The sequence below is a fragment of the Curvibacter fontanus genome, assembly GCF_054780335.1.
In genome coordinates, this window is sequence record NZ_BAAGWN010000003.1 from 127847 (window position 1) to 150000 (window position 22154).

Consider the following 22154-nt stretch of genomic DNA (forward strand, 5'->3'; position numbering starts at 1 on the left):
AAAGAGGACATACAAGCATGTTTCGCACCGCAAGCCCCCGCTCGGCCGATGCCTACCGGCGCATCAACGTCGAGACCAGCATGCACACCATCGACCAGCACCAGATCGTCAGCCTGTTGTTTGACGGCATGCTGCAGTCGCTGGCGACCGCGCGCGGCGCGCTGGCGCGTGGTGACGTGCCGGCCAAGTGCGAGGCCATTGCGCGGGCCTTGCGCATCCTCGAGGAAGGCCTGAGCACCGGACTGGACCGCGTCGACGGCGGCGAGCTCGCCGAGAACCTGGCCGCCCTGTATGACTACTGCACGCGCCGCCTGATTCTGGCCAATGCCCAGAACGACGACACCATCCTGCAGGAGATCCAGCGCCTGATCGAGACCATCGCCCAGGGCTGGAAGGGCATGAAACAGGGGACCGTGGCCGAACCGGCCGCGTCCGTGAGCACGGGAGCCTGAACCATGCCCCAGATGCTGATCGACTATTACAAGGCCATCGAGGACAGCAGCGCCAAGATGCTGGAAGCTGCCCGGGTCCAGGACCTGGAATCCGTGATGCGCTACGAAGGTGTGTGCGCCGTGCTGATCGAGCAGCTGCGCCACCGCTCACGCGAAGAGGATCTGCGGCCCGAGGAGCGCAGCGAGAAGACGCGCATCATGCAGCGCATCCTGCGCAACGACGCCGAGATCCGCCACCTGACCGAACCCTGGCTCACCCATCTCGAGGAGATCCTGGACGGCGGCGGTCGACGCGTGCTGCACTGATGACGTCCGCTGCGCGGACATGACTCAAGTCATTTCGTCGTCGAAACCGCGTAGCGGCAAGGTCATGCGTTCGCAGAGCGCGTCATGCCTCAAACCTGCATGTTCATGATGTCGGTGTAGGCCTGGACCATCCGATTGCGCACGTGCAGCGTGGCCTGGAAGCCGATCTGCGCTTTCTGGATCGCCACCATGGTCTCTTCCAGGCTGACCTTGGGATTCTCCATCTGGACCTGTTTTTGCAAGGTGGTGGCGAAATTCTGCGCTTCGCTGACCGACTTCAGCGCCGACTGCATCTCGGCCTGAAAGCCCTTGGCGGCAACACCGGCCTGGGCGGCCCCGGTTTTGGCGGCCAGGCCGGGGCGCACCGTGACCGGCATGGTGGTGGGTGTCAGACGTAAATCCATGAGGCAGTCCCGAAGGAATGATGTTGGGACTGATGCTAGTCCTGCCGCTGGCCGCCATTATTTTGAAATGGCGGGGAAATCAGGGCCTTTTCCCCCTAATGTTTTGGAGGTCAGCCAGAATAATCGGATGCACAGGCGCTGAAAACCGCGCCAGGATGTACCGGAACACACCATGGCTGAAGCTGCTGCGATCCCCCTGAACCCCACTCTGGGCCAACGTTTTGCCGCGCTGGACCAGGGGCAGATGTTGCGTCTGGCCATGGGTGTGGCCCTGTTCGTGGTCATTGCCATCGTCGGTCTCATGATGGGGCGCCAGGCCGAATGGCGGGTGCTCTATGCCAATCTGTCCGACAAGGACGGCGGCGCCATCATCGCCCAGCTCTCGCAGCTGAACATCCCCTACAAACACGCCGAGGGCGGGCACGCCATCCTGGTGCCGGCCGACAAGGTGCACGACACCCGCCTGCGCCTGGCCTCCCAGGGCCTGCCCAAGGGCTCGGTGGCGGGTTTCGAGCTGATGGAGGCCAACCGTTTCGGCGTCACCCAGTTCCAGGAGCGCGTGAGCTTCCAGCGCGGGCTCGAAGGCGAGCTCACGCGTTCGATCCAGGCCCTCTCTTCCGTCCAGTCGGCGCGGGTGCACCTGGCCCTGCCCAATCAGAATGGTTTCTTTCGCGAACAGCAGAAACCCTCGGCCTCGGTGCTGCTCAGCCTCAACCCGGGCCGCCCGCTGGACCGCAGCCAGATCGCCGGCATTGTGCACCTGGTGGCCTCCAGCGTGCCCGAGATGAAACCCGAGGCGGTCAGCGTGCTGGACGACACCGGCAAGCTGCTGTCCCAGCCCGTCAACGGCCCCGACGGCGCTGCCGGCGGTGTGGACGCGCAGCAGTTGCAATACGTGCAGCAGCTCGAAACGCTCTACCGCCAGCGCATCCTGGACATCCTGGAGCCCTTGGTGGGCCGCCAGAACGTCAAGGCGCAGGTGACTGCCGAGGTGGATTTTTCGCAGACCGAGCAGACCTCGGAGACGCACAAACCCAACCAGACGCCCGATTCCGGCAGCATCCGCAGCCAGCAGCTGCTGGAGAGCAGCAACCCCGGCCCGGCCGGTCCGGCCGGTGTGCCCGGCGCCACCAGCAACCAGCCGCCCGCCCCGTCCACCGCGCCCATCAACGGGCCGGCGCAGGCGCTCGCGCCCGGCGCTCCGGGCGCCGCCGCCGCGACACCGCCCAGCACACGGCGTGAATCCATCATCAACTACGAGGTCGACAAGACCGTGCGGGTGGTGCGTGCCGGCAGCGGCATGGTCAAGCGCCTGAGCGCGGCCGTGGTGGTGAACTACAGGACCGAGACCGATGCCAAGGGCAAGACGACCACGACGGCCCTGACCGAGCAGCAGCTTGAAAGAATGACGGCGCTGGTGCGTGAGACCATCGGTTTCAGCCAGGAAAGAGGTGACTCCGTCAACCTCATGAACGCCCCGTTTGCCCAGGAAAAGATCGCGATCCCGGATCTGCCCCTGTGGAAACAGGGTGAAGTGCAGGAGCTGGCGCGCAGCTTTGCGTGGCCGCTGGGCACCCTGCTGCTGGCCGTCCTGGTGCTGTTTGGCGTCATCCGCCCGGCCCTCAAGTCCCTGGGCAAACCGTCCGAGCAGCGTCGTCCGCAGCTCGACGCCATGCTGTCCGAAGAGCCGGATCGTCCGCAGCTGGCTGCGCCGACCCGGGAAGAAACGGGCTCCACGCCCGGCGAACTGGCGCTGGAGGATGCCCGCAAGCTCACACGCGACAACCCGGCGGCCGTGGCCGGCATCGTCAAGGGCTGGATCAACGGCGAAGCTCAGGGCGGCGCCCTGACGGCGGGATAAACCATGGCGACACCGGACGACGGTCTGCAGGACGCCGCAGTCCTCCTCATGTCCCTGGGGGAGGAGGAGGCGGCCGAGGTCTTCAAGCATCTGTCACCGAAAGAGGTGCAGAAGCTCGGCGAGGCCATTGCCAAGACCAAATCCATCACGCGCGAGCGGGTCGACGACGTGGTGACCAAATTCACCAACATCGCGGCGGCGCAAAGCCTGCTGGTGTCCGACTCGGGCGACTACGTGCGCTCGGTGCTCAAACGCGCCCTGGGCGACGACAAGGCGGCCCTGCTGATCGACCGCATCCTGCAGGGCGGCGACGTCTCGGGCATCGAGAGCCTCAAGTGGATGGACCCGATGTCGGTGGCCGAGCTGCTGCGCAACGAACATCCGCAGATCGTGGCGGCCATCCTGGTGCACCTGGACTACGACCAGTCGGCCGACATCCTCAAATACCTGACCGAGCGCCAGCGCAACGAAGTCATGCTGCGCATCGCCACCATGGAGGGCATCCAGCCCAACGCGCTCAAGGACCTCAACGAGGTGCTGTTCAGGGTGCTGGCCGGCGGCGACAAGATCCGCAAGGCTTCGCTGGGTGGCGTGAAGACTGCGGCCGAGATGATCAACCTGATGGGCGCTGTGATCGAAGGCACGGTGCTGGAGTCGATCCGCGGGCACGACCCCGAGCTGGCGCAGAAGATCATGGACAAGATGTTCGTGTTCGACGACGTCATGAAGCTCGACGACAAGGCCATCCAGATGATCCTCAAGGAAGTGGCGTCCGAGCCGCTCATCGTCGCGCTCAAGGGGGCCCAGCCCGAGCTCAAGGAGAAGTTTCTCTCCAACATGTCCTCGCGTGCAGCCGAAACGCTGCGCGAGGACCTGGAGTCGCGCGGCCCCATGCGCCTCTCGGAGGTCGAAGCGCAGCAGAAGGAAATCCTCAAGATCGTGCGCCGCCTGGCCGACGAAGGCCAGATCGTCATCGGCGGTGGCGCCGACGACGCCATGGTCTGAGACACACCTGACAAGACCGACCCATGCGCCCCATCACCCGTTTCATCCCCGGCGAGGACATCGACGCCGTTTCCCGCTGGACTTTCAGCGACGTCGATGCCGCAGCCATGCTGCTGGAGCAGCAAAGCCGCGAGCATGAGCTCAACGAGCAGATCGCCTCCGTGCGCCAGCAGTTCCACGCCGAGGGGTATGCCGACGGTTTCAAGCAGGGCCGGGCACAGACGCTGCTGGAGGCGCAGAAACAGATCAGCGATTACATCGCCGGGCAGGGCCGCGAAACCGCCGAGCAGTTCGGCCGCCTGGTCGAGTCCGCCAGCAAGCAGCTGGAGGCGGCCGAGCAGATGGCGGGCCAGGCCGTGCTGGAGCTGGCCTGCGAAATGGCGCGCCAGGTGCTGCGCCACGAGATCTCCAGCAATCCCAATGTGCTGTTGCCGGTCATCCGCGAGGCCCTGGGCCTGCTGTTCACCGACAGCAAGGCCGTGCAGATCAGGCTCAACCCGCTGGACCTGGACGTATTGCAGGACATCCTGAGCGAGGAATACCCCAATTTGCCGCTGACGTTGCAACCCGATGCAAGCATCACGCGCGGCGGCTGCCTGGTCGAATCCGGCGGCACCGTGATCGACGGCCGGTTGGAGAAGCGCTGGGCGCGTACCGTCGGCCGGCTGGGGCAGAACCTGGCCTGGGAGGGGGTGTCCGGTGACGATGCCTGAAGCCGGCGCCCGCTGGCAGCGGTTTCTGGACAGCGCCCGCCAGCAGGCCGCCGCGCCGCAGAGCACGCTGGAAGCCGGCGGCACGCTCACGCGCCTGACCGGTCTGGTGCTGGAGGCGGTGGGCATCCGCGTTCCTGTGGGTTCACAATGCCTGATCAGCCAGGCGGCACAGCCGCCGGTGCTGGCCGAGGTGGTCGGCTTTTCCGGCGACCGTGCTTTCCTGATGCCTGCGGGTGATGTGCAGGGCCTGTCCAGCGGCGCCAGCGTGGTGCCCACGGCGCCCTATGTGACCACGCCGCGCCTGGGTGATGCGGCGCCGGCGCAGACCGCGAGTTACGCCCAGGGCCAGTTGCGCCTGCCCCTGGGGCCGGGCCTGCTGGGCCGTGTGGTCGATGCCCATGGCGAAGCGTTGGACCGTCGCGGCCCCGTCGTGAATGTGGTCTCGCGCCCGCTGGACCGCAGCCCCATCAATGCCATGGACCGCGCGCCCATACGCGATGCGCTGGACACCGGGGTTCGCTCCATCAACGCCCTGCTCAGCGTGGGCCGCGGCCAGCGCCTGGGCCTGTTCGCCGGCGCCGGCGTGGGCAAGAGCGTGTTGCTGGGCATGATGGCGCGTTACACCCAGGCCGACGTGATCGTGGTCGGCCTGATCGGTGAACGCGGCCGCGAAGTCAAGGAATTCATCGAGGACATTCTGGGCGAGGAGGGGCGCGCGCGCTCCGTTGTGGTGGCCGCGCCCGCCGATTCCCCGCCGCTGCTGCGCATGCAGGCCGCTTCCTACGCCACCGGCGTGGCCGAATACTTCCGCGACCAGGGCCTGCACGTGCTGCTGCTCATGGATTCGCTCACGCGTTACGCCATGGCGCAGCGCGAGATCGCGCTGGCCGTGGGTGAGCCCCCTGCCACCAAGGGCTATCCGCCCTCCTGCTTCGCCCGGCTGCCGCAGCTGGTGGAGCGCAGCGGCAACGGCCTGAACGGCGTGGGGTCGATCACGGCCTTCTACACCGTGCTGACCGAGGGCGACGACCAGCAGGACCCGATCGCCGACGCCGCGCGCGCCATCCTGGACGGTCACATCGTGCTCACGCGCGCGCTGGCCGAGGCGGGTCACTATCCGGCCATCGACATCGCGCAGTCGGCTTCGCGGGTGATGCACAACGTGGTCTCGCGCGAGCATTTCGAGCTGGCGCGGCAGTTCCGCGCCATCGCCTCGCGCTACGAGCGCGGACGCGATCTGGTGCAGATCGGCGCTTATGTGCACGGCTCCGACCCGGCCCTGGACGAGGCCATCCGCCTGCACGAGCCCATGAGCGAGTTCCTGCGCCAGGACCTGTACGCCGGCGCCGGCTTCGAGGAAAGCCTCAAGGCCATGGCGGCCACCATCCAGCGCGAAGAGGCCTTCCCATGAAGACCCGCGCAGAACCGGACGGGAGGCTGCCATGTCGGCGCTGAAGAGCCTGGCCCTGGCCATCGAGGTGGCCACGCGTGCGCGTGACCAGGCCGACCAGGCCCTGATGCAGGCGCGCCGCGCCGTGCAGCAGGCGCAGGGCCAGCTGGACCAGCTGGAGAGTTATGCCGCCGATACCGAGTCGCGCTGGGCCACGGCCGCCGCGGTCACCATCAGCGCCGAGTTGATGCACCACCACCAGCATTTTCTGCAGCGTCTGCATCAGGCCACGGGCATGCAGGGGGGCGTGATTGTCGATCTGCAGCTCCAGGCCGAGACCGCCCGCCAGCGTTGTGTGAAGGAAGAAGTACGCCTGGCCGCCCTGCAGCAGCTGGTGAAGAAAAAACTCGGCGCGCGCGCGCAGCTGGAAGCGCGGCGCGAACAGAAACAGATGGACGAACTGGCCATCCTCAAATACGCACGTGGCGCCGGCGGTGCCGGCGGCCTCTTGAATGGAGAACGATCATGAGCATAGAACACGGTGTGACGGCAGGCGCCCCCAAGCCGGTGGCCAAGGCGCCCCAGGCCGGGGCACACGGACAGGGCGCTGGCAAGACCCCGGCCGCGACTCCGGGAGACTTTGCCTCGCTGCTGATGAATCTGGGTGCCGAAGAACTGGCGCCTCAGGAGCCGGCGTCCGACGCGGCAGCCGGCGCGACCGTGCTGGCCGTCGATCCGGCGGTGCTCCCGGCGGATGCCGGCCTGGCGGTCCCGGTCCTGCCGTCGGCAGTGCCTGCCGTTGCAGCGGAAGCGCCGCCGCAGGCGCCCGACCCGGGCCTCAAGCTTCTTTCCTCTGTCGGTGAAGCCACTGCGGCCTTGCCGTCCCCGGCAGCGGGGCGCGCTGAACTGCGCACGCCCCAGACGGGGGAGCAGCCGGCGGCAGTCGACGCGCCCTCCCTGCCCTCGCTTGCGGCCGACGCAGCAAACGCCACGGCCGTGCCGGCCGACGGGGTGCAGCCCCTGTTGCGCCAGGCTGCATTGGCCCAGCGCATGGCGCAGCACAGGAGCCAGACGGCGGAGCTGGCGGCGCAAGCTGGCAAGGAAAAGCGCGGCGAAGACGTGGTGGCCCGGCTGGGTTGGCGTCTCAGCGAGCAGCCGGCCCCGGTGGGCAGCCCCATGCTGGCGGCGGGGCTTGGCGAGTCCGGCCTGCGTTCTTTTGAGCGCCGGGGTGAGAAAAGCGGCCCGCGCGTGGGTGGTGTTGGCGAAGCGGGGAGCTGGAGCGGCGTTGCCCAGCCTGATAACTCTCGCGTGGCCGTGCTTGCCGTGGCGCCCGATGGCGGCCTGACGACGGAGATGCGCGTGGCCGAGCAGGTCAGCTACTGGATAGGCCGCGGAGCACAGAACGCGGAGCTGGAGGTCGAGGGGCTGGGCGAAGGCCCGGTCAAGGTCAGCATCGAATTGCAGGGCCAGGAGGCGCGTGTTGAGTTCCGCGCCGACCAGGCGCAGACACGCCAGATGCTGCAGGATTCCATGCCGCATCTGCGCGAACTGCTGGAGCGCGAAGGGCTGGTGCTCTCGGGCATGTCGATCGGCAGTTCGGGCGCCGGGGGCGGCCAGGGCCAGTCTTCCGAGGATCGGCCGGGCCATCGCCAGGGTCGGGCAGTCTTGTCTGAATTACCGGCGGTGGCGCGGGCAGCATCCCATCGCGCGGCGCCGCTGTCGGGCCGCTCCGTCGATCTCTTTGTGTGAACGTACCTTGCTATCGGGACCAGCGGTCCGGATTGGCATGGTTTTTTACCCTTAATCCGGGTATCGTAGGCAGGGATGTCGAGAATAATTTGACGAACGTGCGGGTCCGCGTGCCTGTGCGGTGCGCGGTGTCATGCCGTTGTGAAACCAGCAAAGTTGTAGAGGACTAGACCGTGGCCACCAAATCCCCCGACGCCGAAGCCGCACCGCCGCCCAAAAGCAAGAAGACGCTGCTGATCGTGGCGGTGGTGCTGGTGGTGCTGGCCCTGGCCGGAGCCGGGGGTTGGATCTTTCTCAGCAAGAAGCACGCGGCCGCACTGGACGACGAGGAAGAGGTGGCCACCGTCGTGGTCGAATCCACGGGCCCGCCGACCTATCTGCCGCTGGACAATATGGTGGTCAACCTGGCCGATCCGGGCGGAGAGCGCGTGGCGCAGATCGGCATCACCCTGGAGCTGACCGGCGTCCTGGAGGTCGAGAAGGTCAAGGCCTATCTGCCCACCCTCCGCAGTGATGTGCTGCTGCTGGTGTCGCAGCGCACGGCGGATGAGCTGCTGAGCCGCGAAGGCAAGGAAAAGCTGGCCGAGGACATCCTGGCTGCGGCCTCCCGGCATTTCAAGCCCGCCGCTTCGGCGGCCAAGAGAGACAAGAAAGCGGCTGCCAAGGATGGCGGCAACGGCAACCCCGTGCGGGGCGTGCTGTTCTCCAGCTTCATCGTGCAATGAGCCCGCAAGGATGCCAGGACCATGAGTGAATCGTTTCTTTCGCAGGAAGAGGTCGATGCCCTGCTGGAAGGGGTCACCGGCGAGAGCCAGAAATCGGTCGAGGAAGTGGCCGAGGCCGGGGAGATCCGCGCCTACAACATGTCCAGCCAGGAGCGGATCGTCCGCGGGCGCATGCCGACGATGGAAATCGTCAACGAGCGTTTCGCCCGCAATCTGCGCATCGGCCTGTTCAACTTCATCCGTCGCAGCCCCGAGATCTCGGTCGGCCCGGTGCAGGTGCAGCGCTACAGCGCTTTCCTGCGCGAGCTGGCGGTGCCGACCAATTTCAACATCGTGGCCATCCGCCCGCTGCGCGGCAGCGGCCTGATCGTCTGCGAGCCGGCCCTGGTGTTCGGCGTGATCGACACGCTCTACGGCGGCATCGGCAAGTTCCAGACCCGCATCGAAGGCCGGGACTTCTCGGCCACCGAGCAGCGCGTGATCAACCGCCTGGTCGACGTGATCTCCGAGGAATACAAGAAGGCCTGGCGCGGGATCTACCCGATCGAGCTGGACTACCAGCGCAGCGAGATGCAGCCGCAGTTTGCCAACATCGCCACGCCCAGCGAGATCGTGATTTCAACCTCCTTCCAGCTGGAGATCGCCGAGATCACCGGCTCCATCCATTTCTGCATGCCGTACGCGACGATGGAGCCCATCCGCGACGTGCTGTATTCATCCACCCAAGGCGACTCGATCGAAGTCGACCGCCGCTGGGTCACTGTGCTGACGCGCGAAATCCAAGCCGCCGAGGTGACCCTGGTGGCCGAGCTGGCCCGGGCCGACGCGACAGTGGAGGATCTGCTGGCCATGAAACCGGGCGACTTCATCGAGCTCGAACGCCAGCCCAGGATCGAGGCCTCGGTCGACGGCGTGCCGGTGTTCGAGTGCCAGTACGGCACGCACAACGCCAGGTACGCCATCCGCGTCGACAAATGCCTGCGCGGCAATGACAGCAACTGGTTAGGGGAACGCTATGGCGGTTGATGACAAACCGGATCAGAAACCCGAAGACGACGGCATGGCCGACTGGGCCGAGGCCCTGCAGGAGCAGAAGAGCACCGACAAGGGACCCGAGGTCGAGCCCGGTGGTGTCCTGAGCGGCGCGGCGCGCCCGTTTTCCGCCGGTGATGCACCGGCCACCGACATCAACATGGTGCTGGACATCCCGGTCCAGCTTTCGGTCGAACTCGGGCGGACCAAGGTGCCGATCAAGCATATCCTGCAACTGGGCCAGGGTTCGGTGGTCGAGCTCGATGCCATGGCCGGCGAACCCATGGACGTGCTGGTCAATGGCTACCTGATCGCCCAGGGCGAGGTGGTGGTCGTCAACGACAAGTTCGGTATCCGCCTGACCGACGTGGTCACGCCTTCCGAACGCCTGCGCCGCATCAGCCGGGGCTGAGGCTGGGGCCTGTTCACCCGGATTTCTCAAGATGCGTTGCGAATCAAAAAAGTCATGCGGTAGGCGCGTGGACGCCGCCGGAGTCATCTCCGGCAAGTCCGCGCAACACCCCGCATGGATTTTTGGGCCGCACCCCGTTCGCACTTGAGAAATCCGGGTGAACAGGCCCGATCCGCAACTGTCACGGGTTCGGACCGTTTTTCCCACGGTCATCCGGCAGGCTTGACTTAAACTGCGAGCATGACGCAAACCATCGTCTCGGTCGTTCTCTTCCTCGTCATCCTGGCCCTGCTGCCCCTGGCCATCCGCTGGTACCAGCAACGCGCCCCCGGCGGCGCGGCGCCCGCCGCCGCCTCCCGCATCGTCTCGACCCTGGCCGTCGGCCCCCAGCAAAGGGTGGTCACGGTCGAGGTCGGCCCTGAGGGCGCGCGCGTCTGGCTGGTGCTGGGCGTGACGCCGCAGAACGTCAACTGCCTGCACAGTCTGCCGGTGGGGTCGGCAGCGACGCGTTCCACCGTTTTCGCCTCCACCGCCGGCAAGCCGGTGGCCGATGCCGGGGGCTCGGCCTGATGCGCCGGACCGGCTCCCTGCGTACGGTCGCCGGCCTGGCGGCCGCACTGCTGCTGCTGGCGCTACCGGTGCTGGCCCAGGAGAACGCGCCCCTGGCGGCGGCGCAGGTCAACAGCACCCAGCTGCCCCTGATCGTGGGCAGCGATGCATCGGGCACGAGTTACTCGGTGCCTATCCAGACCCTGCTGTTCTTCACGGCCCTGTCCTTTTTGCCGGCCATCCTGCTGATGATGACGGGCTTCACCCGCATCGTCATCGTGCTGTCCCTGCTGCGCCAGGCCCTGGGCACGCAGTCCTCGCCGCCGAACCAGGTGATCGTCGGCCTGTCGCTGTTTCTGACCTTTTTTGTCATGGGCCCGACCTTTGATCGCATCTACGCCGATGCCTATCAGCCTTATGTGCAGAGCGTCATCAACTTCGATCAGGCGCTGGCGCGGGGGGAGGCGCCGATCCGCCAGTTCATGGCCAAGCAGACGCGCCAGTCCGACTTCGCGCTGTTCGTGAAGCTGGGCAAGCTCGACCCCTCGACCAGGATCGAGGCCGCGCCCATGCGCGTGCTGATCCCGGCCTTTGTCACCAGTGAGCTCAAGACCGCCTTCCAGATCGGTTTCCTGATCTTCATCCCCTTCCTGGTGATCGACCTCGTGGTGGCCAGTGTGCTCATGTCGCTGGGCATGATGATGCTGTCGCCCGTGCTGGTGGCCCTGCCCTTCAAGCTCATGCTTTTCGTGCTGGCGGACGGCTGGAACCTGTTGATCGGCTCGCTGGCGGCGAGTTTCGTCCCCTAGACTAGGAGCCGTCCATGAATGCACAAATGGTCTTGACCATCGGGCAGGAAGCGCTCATCACCATGCTGATGGTGTCGGCGCCGCTGCTGGGTGTGGTGCTGCTGGTGGGGCTGCTCGTCAGCCTGTTCCAGGCCATCACGCAGATCCACGAGGCCACGCTGGCCTTCGTGCCCAAACTGGTGGCGGCCATGGCCGTGTTCGCCTGGGCGGGGCCCTGGATGCTCAACATCCTGGTCGAGTACATCCGGCGCACCATCGAAGCGATCCCCGGCATCGTGCTCTGAGCAAGACCCCGGGCGTGGTGCCATGATCACCTTCAGCGAAGCCCAGATCATGGCGTGGATCACGCCCTTGCTGTGGCCTTTCCTGCGTGTGCTGGCGGTCTTCACATCGGCCCCCATCTTTTCTACGCGAGCCTTCCCGGTGCGTGCCCGTATCGGCCTGGCCCTGCTGGTCACCCTGGCGGCCCAGGCGACTTTGCCGCCTATGCCGGTGATCGACCTCAACAGCCCGGTGGCGCTGGGCGTGGTGATCCAGCAGGTCGGCATCGGCCTGGCCATCGGTTTTGTCGTGCGCCTGGTGTTTGCCGCCTTCGAACTGGCCGGTGAGGTGGTGGGGTTCCAGATGGGCCTGAACTTCGCCGCTTTTTTCGACCCTTCGCTCAACAGCCAGGCCAGCGCTGTGGCGCGTTTCTTCGCTTACATGGCCTCGTTGCTTTTTGTGGTGCTCAACGGCCACCTCATGGTGCTGATGGCGGTGACCCGCAGCTTCGAGGTGTTCCCCGTGACACAGAACTTCCTGGAGGCGCTGCGCCTGATGCAGCTCTACACCCTGGGCGGCGAGCTGTTTGCCAGCGCCCTCTGGATCGCTCTGCCCATGCTGGCCCTGCTGTTGTTCACCAACCTGGCGCTGGGCATCATCTCGCGCGTGGCGCCGCAGATGAACATCTATGCGGTTGGCTTCCCCATCACCCTGAGCGTGGGGCTGGTGGGCATGACGGCCACCCTGCCGATGCTGGACCAGCCTTTCCAGAGCCTGCTGGAGCGGGCCATCGAGATCTTCACCGGGCGCTGACCGTGCCGCGCAGTAGATTTGTTCGCGAGTTCAGACCAGGCCGTTGCGGATGGCGTACACCGTCAGCTCGGCGTTGTTCGAGAGCTTGAGTTTTTCCAGCACGCGCGAGCGGTAGACGCTGACCGTCTTGGGGCTGAGCATCAGCTCCTCGGCGATGTCGGACAGGCGCTTGCCGGAGGCGATCTTGAGCAGGGTCTGGAGTTCGCGCTCCGACAGCGCATCGTGCAGCGCCTCGCTGGTCGGCGCGGAGAGGTTGTCGACCAGCATCTGGGCCACGCCGGGGGTGACGTACTTGCGACCCTGGGCGATGGTGCGCACCGCGGCGATCAGTTCGGCCGGGTTGCCGGCCTTGTTCAGATAACCCTGGGCGCCCGCACGCAGGCAGCGGATGGCGTACTGGTCTTCGGGGAACATGGACACCACCAGCACCCTGGTGGGGGAGTCCGCTTCGCGCAGCGAAGCCAGCACCTCCAGGCCGCCGCGGCCCGGCAGGTTCAGGTCCAGCACCAGCACGTCGCAGGGGGTGGCGCGCAGCAGTTCGCGTACTTCCGAATAACTGCCGGCTTCACCGACGACCTTGATGTCAACCGCTTCGGACAGGGTGTCGCGGATGCCGCGCCGTACGACCGCATGGTCGTCACAAAGTATCACTCGAATCATTGAACCTGGCCTTTTGCCTCGTTTGTCAGGGGAACTGACAGCGTAATGGATGTGCCGGCGCCTTCGCGGCTGCTCACGTCCAGCCAGCCGCCCACAGTGCGCGCCCGCTCTTGCAGGCCCTTGAGTCCGAAGGTCTTGGCTTTGTTGCGCTCCGGCGGCTGGATACCCTGTCCATTGTCGGTGATCTCCAGGGTCAGCACACCTTCGGCATCGGACAGTTCGAGCCGGACCTCGCTGCAGCGGGCGTGTTTGGAGATGTTGGTCAGTGCTTCCTGGGCTGTCCGGTAGGCAGTCAGCTGGATGGCCTTGGAAAGCGCAGGCTGGCGCACCGCAGCGCGCACCAGGGTGCGGATGCCGGTGCGCCGCTCGAATTCGCCGGCCAGCCAATCAACGGCCGCTTCCAGACCCTGGTCCAGGATGGCGGGGCGCAGGTTCATCATGATGCGCTGGCTGGCGCCGACGGCGTGCTGCAGCATGCCGGTGGCGGCTTCCACATGGGCCTGCGTGTCGGCATCGGCGTGGTGGCGGATGATCCAGGAGAGATCGAACTGGATGGCGGCCAGCGAGCCGCCGATGTCGTCGTGGATCTCGCGCGCAATGGCAGCGCGCTCCTGCTCGATCGACATCTGCAGATGCTCGGCAAAACGTGCCAGGCGCTGCTCCGAGGCGGCCAACTCCTCGACGGCGCGTTCGCGTTCGCGTTTGGCCTGCTGCACTTCGATGGCGCGCTGGATCACATGTGCAAGCTTGCCCAGGTCGTCCTTGAGCAGGTAGTCGCTCATGCCCAGCTTGATGGCGTCCACCGCGGCGGTTTCGCCGATGGCGCCCGAGAGCAGGATGAAGGGCGGGGGGTGCGGGACCGTCAGCAGGGCCTGCCACGCGTCCAGGGCGGTGAAGCCGGGCAGGCGGTAGTCGGCCAGCACGGCATCAAAGCGGCTGTCTTGCAGCTTGCACACGAAGTCGTCCAGATTTTCGACCCGCTCTAGCGTGCAGGCCATGCCGGCGCGACGCAGAGTCTGTCGCACGGTCTCGTGATCCAGTTCCGAATCTTCGAGGTGCAGGAGATGGAGAGGGGCGGAGGAGGGGGCTTCTGACTGCATGCGGTTGACAGTATGGTGGAAATCGCCGGCAGCGGGTCGCTGGACCTCGCAGCGGCGGGCCTGAACGTCCCGAAATATTGACGAATTCCCTCCCATTTCCGCGGAATCCTGCTACTCTATATCGTGCAAAATTCTAATGCCGGACCAGATGAAGCGGTGAACCAGCCAGCATCCTGACGTCAGACTGGAGATACCATGCAAGCCCCCAACACCCTGCCTGCGGAGCAGCCCGCCGTGCAACTGCCGGTGATGCTGGTGGCCGAGGTGCAAGACTCCTTGCTGGTGGTAGTGCATGACCTGGCCCGGCTGGACGGGTTGCTGGCACACACCATGGACAACCTGATGCAGCGCTTCACCAAGGCCATCGGCGGCCTGGACAAGCCGGGCACCAGTGACCTGGCTGCGCTGGATGAAGTGCGCAACCTCCTGCGTTCGGCCGTGACCGAGCTGCAGTTCCAAGACATGGCCTCGCAACTCATCGTCCATACTTCCAAGGTGCTGCAAGGTTGTGCCTATCGCCTGGCTTCCGAATCCATGGGGCGCGAAGACGGCGAGGCCGTGCCCTTTGTCGAGGAGGTGCCTGAGCGTCCCAACCCGGTGACGCAGGACGAAATGGATGCCGGCTCGATCGAACTGTTTTGACCATGCACAATCCCAGCCCCAATTTCTCCGGAGCCCAGACATGCCACTGATACTCGCTGTTGACGATTCGCCCTCGATGCGAAAGATGGTCTCATTCACCCTGGCGGGTGCTGGCTACCAGGTGGTGGAGGCCGTCGATGGGCAGGATGCCTATGAAAAGGCGCAGACCCAGACCTTTGACCTGGTGCTGACCGATCAGAACATGCCCCGCCTGGATGGCCTGGGGCTGACGCGCAAGCTGCGCGAGCATCCCAATTTCAAGACCACACCGATTCTGATGCTCACCACCGAGTCGAGCGACCTGATGAAGCAGGCTGGCCGTGCCGCCGGCGCCACCGGCTGGTTGGTCAAGCCCTTCGATCCCGCGCGACTGCTCGAGGTCATCAGGAAAGTCATCAAGTAATACGGTCCGCCGGTGCGCAGGCGATATCACGACAGGAGACAGGCATGACCGAGGGACATCAGGACAGTGGCAGTGCCGGCGATTCGCTGGATCTGAGTCAGTTCTATCAGATTTTTTTCGAGGAAGCGGGTGAGAACCTGGACCTCATGGAGCAGATGCTGCTCAATCTGAACCTGGAAACCGCGGACGACGAGGAGCTCAACGGCATCTTTCGTTGCGCGCATTCCGTCAAGGGCGGCGCGGCCACCTTTGGTTTCGCGGACGTAGCTGAGCTGACGCACCAGATGGAGTCCCTGCTGGACAAGCTGCGTCGTCACGAACTGCAGCCCAACCCCATGATGGTGGATGTCCTGCTCGAATCCGCTGATGCCTCGCGGGTGCTGCTCGTGCGTCATCAGACCAGCGATACCAGCGCGCCGCCCTCTAACGCAGACCTGGTGCGCCGCATCAGCGAACTGGCGGCCGGTGGCACGCCGGCCACCGCTGTTGCTGCCCCCGTTCGGGCTCCGGCGGCGGCGGCCCCGGTGGCTGTGGTCTCCGCGCCTGCGTCGGTTGCCGTGGGTTCGCGCCAGCTCGAGATACGCATGGGCCCGCTGGACCGCCTCGATCAGGTCGATGGGATCAAAGACTTGTTCCGAGACATCGTCGGCCTGGGTTCGGTGGCCGAGGTGGCCAGCGACCGCGCTGACACGAGGGTGTTTCACGCCTCGACGTCCTCCAGCAATGAAGACCTGCTGGATCTGTTCGCCTTTCACGTGTCGCGCGAGCAGGTGAGCATGCAGGAGCTGACCGCAGCAGCGCCGTCCTGGACGGACCGGGACGATCCGCCTGCGGGCGCCCCGGTGGCTCCGGCGCCCGGTTTCGGCTTTTTCGAAGGCTCGCCGGGTGTGCCTGCGGGGCATGCAACGGTGTCGGAGCCGGTCGAGGGGGGTGAAGCCAAGCCGGCGGCCGGCAAGGCTGTGGCCAAGCCGGCCGCCAGCCAGGTCACGGCCCAGCCGGAAGCAGCCACCATTCGCGTGGCCATCAACAAGGTCGATCAGCTGATCAATCTGGTGGGCGAGCTGGTCATCACCCAGGCCATGCTGGCCCAGAACAGCCGTGCTCTGGATCCGGCCGCCAACCAGCAGTTGCTGGCCGGGCTGGCCGATCTGGACCGCAACACGCGCGACCTGCAGGAATCCGTGATGTCGATCCGGATGATCCCGATGTCCATCGTGTTCAGCCGTTTCCCGCGCATGCTGCGCGATCTCGCCATCAGGCTGGGCAAGAAGGTCGAGTTCGTGACCCAGGGTGAGGCGACCGAACTCGACAAGGGGCTGGTCGAGAAGATCACCGACCCGCTGACGCACCTGGTGCGCAACAGCTGTGACCACGGCATCGAGCTGCCGGTCGATCGTGCTGCGGCAGGCAAGCCCGAGACCGGCACCATCACCCTGTCGGCCGCCCACCAGGGGGGCTCCATCGTGATCGAGGTGCGCGACGATGGCCGTGGTCTGTCGCGCGAGAAGATCCTGACGAAGGCGCGCGAGCGCGGCCTGGACGTTTCCGACCAGATGGCAGATGGTGATGTCTGGCAGCTGATCTTCGCGCCGGGCTTCTCGACGGCCGAAGTCGTGACCGATGTCTCCGGCCGCGGTGTCGGCATGGATGTGGTCAAGAAGAACATCGCGGCGCTCAACGGCACGGTCGAGATCGATTCGTCCGAAGGTTATGGCATGCGGGTCTCGGTCCGCCTGCCGCTGACGCTGGCCATCATGGACGGCATGTCGGTCGGCGTGGGCGACGAGGTCTACATCCTTCCGTTGTCTTCGGTGGTCGAATCCTTCCAGGTCAAGGACGACGCCGTCAACACGGTGGCCCAGGGCTCGCGCCTGGTCAAGGTGCGCGACGAGTACATGCCCGTGATCGAGCTGGAGAAAGTGTTTCAGGTGCCGCGCTACGACGGCGGCAAGTCCAGCGACATCATGGTGGTCGTGGAGGCCGAGGGCAGCCGCGTGGCCCTGCTGGTCGACGAGTTGCTGGGCCAGCAGCAGGTCGTGGTGAAGAATCTCGAGAGCAACTATCGCAAGGTTCCGAATGTGTCGGGCGCCACCATTCTCGGGGATGGCAAGGTTGCCCTGATCCTGGATACCAGCGCCCTGGTGCGGCGTTCGCGTCATTGAGTCATCGCAAGGAGTAGTCGTTTATGAATCGGTCGGAAGAAGACGGAAAAGTCGTGGCCAGGCCGCGTGAATACCTGACGTTCAGGCTGGATCAGGAGGAGTACGGTATCGACATCCTGAAGGTGCAGGAAATCCGAGGTTATGAAAAGCCCACGCGCATCGCCAATGCGCCCGGATTCATCAAGGGCGTGGTCAATCTGCGCGGCACCATCGTGCCCATTATCGACATGCGCCTGAAGTTCAACTGCGCCCAGGCCGAGTACAACAATTTCACGGTGGTCATCATCCTGAACCTGCACAACCGCATCGTCGGTATCGTGGTGGATTCGGTCAGCGACGTGATGGAGCTGGCGCCCGAAAACCTCAAGGCCGCGCCGGAAATCGACAGCTCGATTGACAGCGCGGCCGTGGTCGGTCTGGGTTCGGTGGGTGACCGCATGCTGATCCTGCTGGACATCGAGAAGTTGATGTCCAGCGTTGACATGGGCCTGGTGTCCGTCGAGGCCTGACGCTTTTCTGTCGCAGCCCCCAACTACCTGAGCCCAAACCGTCCCCGCCATGCTGACATCGGACAAAGCCGCCAGGACTTCAGGAGCGGGCGCAGACAGGGAGGGAGCGGCAGAAATCGCCGGGGGTGATGTGCAGGCCAGGGAGTTCAGCTGGACCCAGTCTGATTTCGCCCGCGTCCAGTCCCTGATCTACCAGCGCGCCGGCATCAGCCTGCATGACGGCAAGCACGCCATGGTGTACAGCCGTCTGTCGCGTCGATTGCGTGACACCGGTCACCAGAGTTTTCGTGACTATCTGAGCTGGCTCGAATCCCACGACGGACCGGAGTGGCAGGAGTTCGTCAATGCGCTGACGACCAACCTGACGTCCTTTTTCCGCGAGCAGCATCATTTTGAAATTCTGGCCGAGCACCTGAAATCCCGTCCGCCCACCACGGCCTGGCGGGTCTGGTGCAATGCCGCCTCGACCGGCGAGGAACCCTACTCCCTCATCATGACCGCGCTGGATTCGCTGGGTCCCCAGACCAGTTTCAAGTTGTGGGCCAGCGATATCGACTCCAAGGTGCTGGCGACCGCTGCGCGAGGGGTCTACCGGCAGGACTCCATCAAGGGGGTCGACATGGCCAAGCTGCAACGTTTTTTCCTGCGCGGCAAGGGGAGCAATGAAGGTTTTCTGCGCGTCAAGCCCGAGTTGCAGCGTCTGGTGGAGTTTCTGAGTGTCAACCTGATCCGCGACGATTGGCCTTTTCGCGAACCTTTCGACGTCGTGTTTTGCCGCAACGTCATGATCTATTTCGATGCGCCGACCCAGCGCAGCGTGCTGGAGCGCATCCATCGGGTGATGAAGCCGGGTGGACTGCTCTTCGTGGGCCATTCCGAAAACTTCAACGAGTCGCGTGACCTCTTCGTCCTGCGTGGAAAGACGGTATATGAGCGCCGTTGACAGATCCAGGTACGCCTCTGGTTCCCGGACTGCTCGTCAGTGTCTCTGGCGGGAGCGGCATGAACCCGTCTGAGCTTGCCTTGCGGACTGCGCCGCTGCGTCCTGTGACTTCTGGCGCCAAGGCGCTGGCAGGAGGACGCGTGTCCCGGGTCGATGAGCTCCGGGCCCAGGCCCGCAAGCCCGGGGAGGCCTCTTTCTTTTACGCGGACCATCACTTCCAGTACGACGCGGTCAAGGTCCTGCCCGGCGAATATTTCGTGTCCACCGAGGATGTTCTCATCATGACGGTGCTGGGCTCCTGCATTGCCGCTTGCGTCTGGGACGGCAAGGCGCGTGTGGGTGGCATGAACCATTTCATGTTGCCCGAGGGCGAGGATGGTTCGGGCCGCTACGGCTCCTATGCCATGGAGCTCTTGCTGAACGAGATGATCAAGATGGGCGCCCGTCGCGAAACCATGCAGGCCAAGGTGTTCGGGGGTGGGGCCGTCATGGCCGGCTTCACCACCATGAATGTGGGGGAGCGCAACACCAAGTTTGTGCTGGATTACTTGGCCACGGAGCGCATCCCGGTGGTGTCGCAGGATGTGCTGGACATCCATCCGCGCAAAGTATGTTTTTTCCCGGTCACCGGCAAGGCGCTGGTCAAGCGGCTGGCCCATGCACATCCCGAAGCCCTGGCGGTGGAGGAGCGCAAGGGCAATGCGGCCACTGTGGCCAAGTCCACGGCGGGTGGTTCTGTGGACCTGTTCTAAGGGGCGAGCGTGGGCAAGATTCGTGTCTTGGTGGTCGATGATTCGGCCTTGGTGCGCAGCCTGCTGGCCGAGATCATCAACCGGCAGCGCGATATGGCGTGCGTGGGTGCGGCCAACGATCCGCTGATTGCGCGCGAGATGATCCGCGAACTCAATCCGGACGTGATCACGCTCGATGTTGAAATGCCGCGCATGGACGGCATTGATTTCCTGGGGCGCCTGATGCGCCTGCGCCCCATGCCTGTGCTTATGATCTCCACGCTGACCGAGCGTGGCGCCGAGGTCACCATGCGGGCCCTGGAGCTCGGCGCGGTCGACTTCGTCGCCAAGCCCCGCATCGGTCTGGCCGATGGCATCAAGGACTTGTCTGACCAGATCGTCGAGAAGATTCGCATTGCGGCTTCCGCTCACATCCGCCGTGCACCGACAGCTCCTGCCGGTGCGCCGGCCGCGGCGGGTGCGGCCGGCGCACCGGCAGCGACACTTCCCAAGCTGCTGGGACGCCTGTCCACGGAGAAGCTGATCTGCATCGGTTCTTCGACCGGCGGGACCGAGGCGGTCAAGGAGGTTCTGATCCGCATGCCGGCGGACTCGCCTGGCATCGTGATCACCCAGCATATGCCGCCGGGTTTCACCACCAGCTTTGCGGCGCGGCTCAATGGCCTGTGCCAGATCACGGTGAAAGAGGCGGCCCATGGCGAGCGTATTCTGCCCGGCCACGCCTACATCGCCCCGGGCGGCAAGCAGTTTCGCATCGATCGCAGCGGCGCCAACTACGTGGCCGTGGTTGAAGATGGCGAGCCGGTCAACCGGCACAAGCCTTCGGTCGAGGTGCTCTTTCATTCCTGCGCCCAGGTGGTGGGGCCGAACGCCTTCGGCATCATGCTCACGGGCATGGGCAACGATGGCGCCAAGGCCATGCGCGAGATGAAGGACGCCGGCAGCTACAACTACGTGCAGGACGAGGCCAGCTGTGTCGTGTTTGGCATGCCGCGCGAGGCCATTGTGCACGGTGCGGCCGACGAGGTCCTGCCTCTGACCGCCATCGCCCCCGCCCTGCTGGCGCGTCTGAGCAGCAGCGGCAGTGACCGTTACCGCGTTTGATTCTTGTTGGCGCTGCTTAGGCGCGCGCTGACAAGGTTTCCCAGCGTGCCAGGGCGGCCATCAGTTCTTCTTCGATCGTCCCGTCGCGCTGGTACAGGGTGGCAGCTTGCTCCGGGTTTCTCGTGTACAGGGTGCCGTCCGCCAGTTCCTGGCGCAGTTGTCCTTGCTCCCGTTCCAGGGCGTCGATCAGCTCGGGCAAGGTTTCCAGCTCTTTTTGTTCCTTGTAGCTGAGCTTGGCACCGCCAGGCGCTCGCGTCGTTGGATTGAGCGGTGCTGCCGGGGCCTCCTTGCTGGCGGTAGCCGGTGCGGCGGCTGCCAGGATGGCCTGGCCGCGTTTGGCCTGTGTCAGCCAGTCCTCGATGCCGCCCTCGTATTCGCGCCAGCGTCCATCACCCTCATGCGCGATGATGCTGGTGACCACATTGTTGAGGAAAGTGCGGTCGTGGCTGACGAGGAAAACCGTGCCGGGATAGTCCTGCAGCAGTTCTTCCAACAGGTCCAGTGTATCGATGTCCAGGTCATTGGTCGGCTCGTCCAGCACCAGCACATTGGCCGGCCGTGCAAACAGGCGCGCCAGCAGCAGGCGGTTGCGTTCCCCGCCGGAGAGGGAGCGCACGGGTGAATTGGCGCGCGCCGGGGAGAACAGGAAATCGCCCAGGTAGCTTTTGACGTGCTGACGCTTGTTCCCTATCTCGATCCACTCGCTGCCGGGGCTGATGAAATCTTCCAGGGTGGCGTCCAGATTGAGCGCATTGCGCATCTGGTCGAAATAGGCCACCTGCAGGTTGGCGCCCTGGCGCACCTGCCCGCTGTCGGCTTGCAACTCGCCCAGGATCAGTTTCAGCAGGGTGGTCTTGCCGGCGCCGTTCGCGCCGATGAGGCCGATCTTGTCACCGCGCAGGATGGTGGCGCTGAAATCACGGACCACGGTTCGGTTGCCAAAGGTTTTGCTGACCTCCGTCAGCTCGGCCACGAGCTTGCCGCTGCGTGCCCCGGCGGCAATGTCCATCTTGACGCTGCCCAGGGTTTCACGACGCGCCGTGCGTTGCGCACGCAGTTGCTGCAGGCGGGTGATGCGGCTCTGGCTGCGCGTGCGTCGGGCTTCGACGCCCTTGCGCACCCAGACCTCTTCCTGCGCCAGCAGCTTGTCGGCCTTGGCGTTGACAACCGCCTCCTGCGCGAGCTGTTCCTCCTTCTGCACAAGGTAGGCGGCAAAGTTGCCGGGATAGGAGCTCAGGTGCCCGCGATCGAGCTCCACGATGCGCGTGGCCACGCGGTCGAGGAAGCTGCGATCGTGCGTGATCGTGACGATGCTGCCCTTGAACTCCAACAGCAGGTTCTCCAGCCACAGGATCGAGTCCAGGTCCAGGTGGTTGGTGGGCTCGTCCAGCAGCAGGA

The 22154-nt window shown here is 65.2% G+C and carries 26 protein-coding genes (1 of these 26 cut by a window edge); 22 read left to right on the plus strand and 4 right to left on the minus strand.

Translation table 11 applies throughout. The features are described 5' to 3' along the window. Positions 1–17 precede the first annotated feature (17 nt). Both fliS and ACYVH8_RS01210 read left to right on the plus strand, forming a co-directional pair. Entirely contained in the window at positions 18–452 is a 435-nt protein-coding gene (gene fliS, locus ACYVH8_RS01205; protein WP_460487055.1) for a flagellar export chaperone FliS, read from the plus strand. Positions 453–455: 3 nt separating this feature from the next. After that, positions 456–758: a flagellar protein FliT gene (locus ACYVH8_RS01210; RefSeq protein WP_460487056.1), complete on the plus strand. Its 303-nt coding sequence runs from the start codon at positions 456–458 to the stop codon at positions 756–758. An 89-nt stretch (positions 759–847) separates the two neighbouring features. Here ACYVH8_RS01210 and fliE read toward each other — a convergent pair whose 3' ends face one another. Then, entirely contained in the window at positions 848–1162 is a 315-nt protein-coding gene (gene fliE / locus ACYVH8_RS01215) for a flagellar hook-basal body complex protein FliE (protein ID WP_460487057.1), read from the minus strand. A 172-nt stretch (positions 1163–1334) separates the two neighbouring features. Here fliE and fliF point away from each other — a divergent pair, with 172 nt between their 5' ends. The 13 genes from fliF (at position 1335) to fliR (ending at position 12481) form a co-directional block, all read left to right on the plus strand. Then, entirely contained in the window at positions 1335–3023 is a 1689-nt protein-coding gene (fliF, locus tag ACYVH8_RS01220; protein ID WP_460487058.1) for a flagellar basal-body MS-ring/collar protein FliF, read from the plus strand. A 3-nt stretch (positions 3024–3026) separates the two neighbouring features. Beyond that, on the plus strand, positions 3027–4028 hold the full coding sequence (gene fliG, locus ACYVH8_RS01225; RefSeq protein WP_460487059.1) for a flagellar motor switch protein FliG: 1002 nt from the start codon (positions 3027–3029) through the stop codon (positions 4026–4028). 23 nt (positions 4029–4051) lie between these two features. Next, entirely contained in the window at positions 4052–4741 is a 690-nt protein-coding gene (locus ACYVH8_RS01230) for a FliH/SctL family protein (RefSeq protein WP_460487060.1), read from the plus strand. Beyond that, positions 4734–6152, plus strand: coding sequence for a flagellar protein export ATPase FliI (gene fliI, locus ACYVH8_RS01235; protein ID WP_460487135.1), 1419 nt, complete (start codon positions 4734–4736; stop codon positions 6150–6152). Before ACYVH8_RS01230 ends, fliI begins: the two co-directional genes overlap by 8 nt. Positions 6153–6183: 31 nt before the next feature. Continuing rightward, positions 6184–6660 carry a flagellar export protein FliJ gene (gene fliJ / locus ACYVH8_RS01240; protein WP_460487061.1) on the plus strand — a complete coding sequence of 159 codons (477 nt, stop codon included), beginning with the start codon at positions 6184–6186 and terminating at the stop codon, positions 6658–6660. Further along, positions 6657–7880, plus strand: a complete 1224-nt coding sequence (locus ACYVH8_RS01245) for a flagellar hook-length control protein FliK (protein ID WP_460487062.1) — start codon at positions 6657–6659, stop codon at positions 7878–7880. The genes fliJ and ACYVH8_RS01245 overlap by 4 nt, the downstream gene beginning before the upstream one ends. A gap of 173 nt (positions 7881–8053) precedes the next feature. After that, entirely contained in the window at positions 8054–8605 is a 552-nt protein-coding gene (locus ACYVH8_RS01250; protein ID WP_460487063.1) for a flagellar basal body-associated FliL family protein, read from the plus strand. 21 nt (positions 8606–8626) lie between these two features. Beyond that, on the plus strand, positions 8627–9631 hold the full coding sequence (gene fliM / locus ACYVH8_RS01255; protein ID WP_460487064.1) for a flagellar motor switch protein FliM: 1005 nt from the start codon (positions 8627–8629) through the stop codon (positions 9629–9631). Beyond that, positions 9621–10049 (plus strand): flagellar motor switch protein FliN, encoded by a 429-nt coding sequence (gene fliN / locus ACYVH8_RS01260; RefSeq protein WP_460487065.1) that lies wholly within the window; start codon positions 9621–9623, stop codon positions 10047–10049. Before fliM ends, fliN begins: the two co-directional genes overlap by 11 nt. A 240-nt stretch (positions 10050–10289) precedes the next feature. After that, positions 10290–10619, plus strand: a complete 330-nt coding sequence (locus ACYVH8_RS01265; protein WP_460487066.1) for a FliO/MopB family protein — start codon at positions 10290–10292, stop codon at positions 10617–10619. Then, positions 10619–11407 (plus strand): flagellar type III secretion system pore protein FliP, encoded by a 789-nt coding sequence (fliP, locus tag ACYVH8_RS01270; protein ID WP_460487067.1) that lies wholly within the window; start codon positions 10619–10621, stop codon positions 11405–11407. Before ACYVH8_RS01265 ends, fliP begins: the two co-directional genes overlap by 1 nt. Positions 11408–11421: 14 nt before the next feature. Beyond that, a complete protein-coding gene (gene fliQ / locus ACYVH8_RS01275; RefSeq protein ID WP_460487068.1) occupies positions 11422–11691 on the plus strand; it encodes a flagellar biosynthesis protein FliQ in 270 nt (89 codons plus the stop codon). Positions 11692–11713: 22 nt separating this feature from the next. Continuing rightward, the gene (gene fliR / locus ACYVH8_RS01280; protein WP_460487069.1) at positions 11714–12481 is read left to right on the plus strand and encodes a flagellar biosynthetic protein FliR; all 768 of its coding nucleotides are present in this window, start codon (positions 11714–11716) and stop codon (positions 12479–12481) included. Between the two features lie 30 nt (positions 12482–12511). Here fliR and ACYVH8_RS01285 read toward each other — a convergent pair whose 3' ends face one another. Beyond that, on the minus strand, positions 12512–13141 hold the full coding sequence (locus ACYVH8_RS01285; protein ID WP_460487070.1) for a response regulator: 630 nt from the start codon (positions 13139–13141) through the stop codon (positions 12512–12514). Next, on the minus strand, positions 13138–14241 hold the full coding sequence (locus ACYVH8_RS01290; protein WP_460487071.1) for a hybrid sensor histidine kinase/response regulator: 1104 nt from the start codon (positions 14239–14241) through the stop codon (positions 13138–13140). Before ACYVH8_RS01290 ends, ACYVH8_RS01285 begins: the two co-directional genes overlap by 4 nt. Positions 14242–14436: 195 nt before the next feature. On the opposite strand from ACYVH8_RS01290, the gene ACYVH8_RS01295 reads away from it, so the two are divergent. The 7 genes from ACYVH8_RS01295 to ACYVH8_RS01325 are packed head-to-tail and all read left to right on the plus strand — an operon-like array spanning position 14437 to position 20756. Further along, positions 14437–14883, plus strand: coding sequence for a hypothetical protein (locus ACYVH8_RS01295; protein ID WP_460487072.1), 447 nt, complete (start codon positions 14437–14439; stop codon positions 14881–14883). A gap of 40 nt (positions 14884–14923) precedes the next feature. Then, entirely contained in the window at positions 14924–15286 is a 363-nt protein-coding gene (locus ACYVH8_RS01300) for a response regulator (protein WP_460487073.1), read from the plus strand. 44 nt (positions 15287–15330) lie between these two features. Then, a complete protein-coding gene (locus tag ACYVH8_RS01305; protein WP_460487074.1) occupies positions 15331–17448 on the plus strand; it encodes a chemotaxis protein CheW in 2118 nt (705 codons plus the stop codon). Positions 17449–17471: 23 nt separating this feature from the next. Then, positions 17472–17957, plus strand: a complete 486-nt coding sequence (locus ACYVH8_RS01310) for a chemotaxis protein CheW (protein WP_460487075.1) — start codon at positions 17472–17474, stop codon at positions 17955–17957. A 49-nt stretch (positions 17958–18006) separates the two neighbouring features. Next, complete coding sequence (locus ACYVH8_RS01315) at positions 18007–18900, plus strand: CheR family methyltransferase (protein ID WP_460487076.1); 894 nt, start codon at positions 18007–18009, stop codon at positions 18898–18900. 59 nt (positions 18901–18959) lie between these two features. Beyond that, positions 18960–19652, plus strand: coding sequence for a chemoreceptor glutamine deamidase CheD (cheD, locus tag ACYVH8_RS01320; RefSeq protein WP_460487077.1), 693 nt, complete (start codon positions 18960–18962; stop codon positions 19650–19652). Between the two features lie 9 nt (positions 19653–19661). Continuing rightward, on the plus strand, positions 19662–20756 hold the full coding sequence (locus tag ACYVH8_RS01325; protein ID WP_460487078.1) for a protein-glutamate methylesterase/protein-glutamine glutaminase: 1095 nt from the start codon (positions 19662–19664) through the stop codon (positions 20754–20756). Positions 20757–20772: 16 nt separating this feature from the next. Here the strand turns inward: ACYVH8_RS01325 and ACYVH8_RS01330 are convergent, their stop codons facing one another. Beyond that, positions 20773–22154 carry the 3' portion of an ATP-binding cassette domain-containing protein gene (locus ACYVH8_RS01330; RefSeq protein WP_460487079.1) on the minus strand. The gene runs 493 nt beyond the window's last position, so only the last 1382 of its 1875 coding nucleotides appear in the window; its start codon lies beyond the right edge, outside the window; its stop codon occupies positions 20773–20775.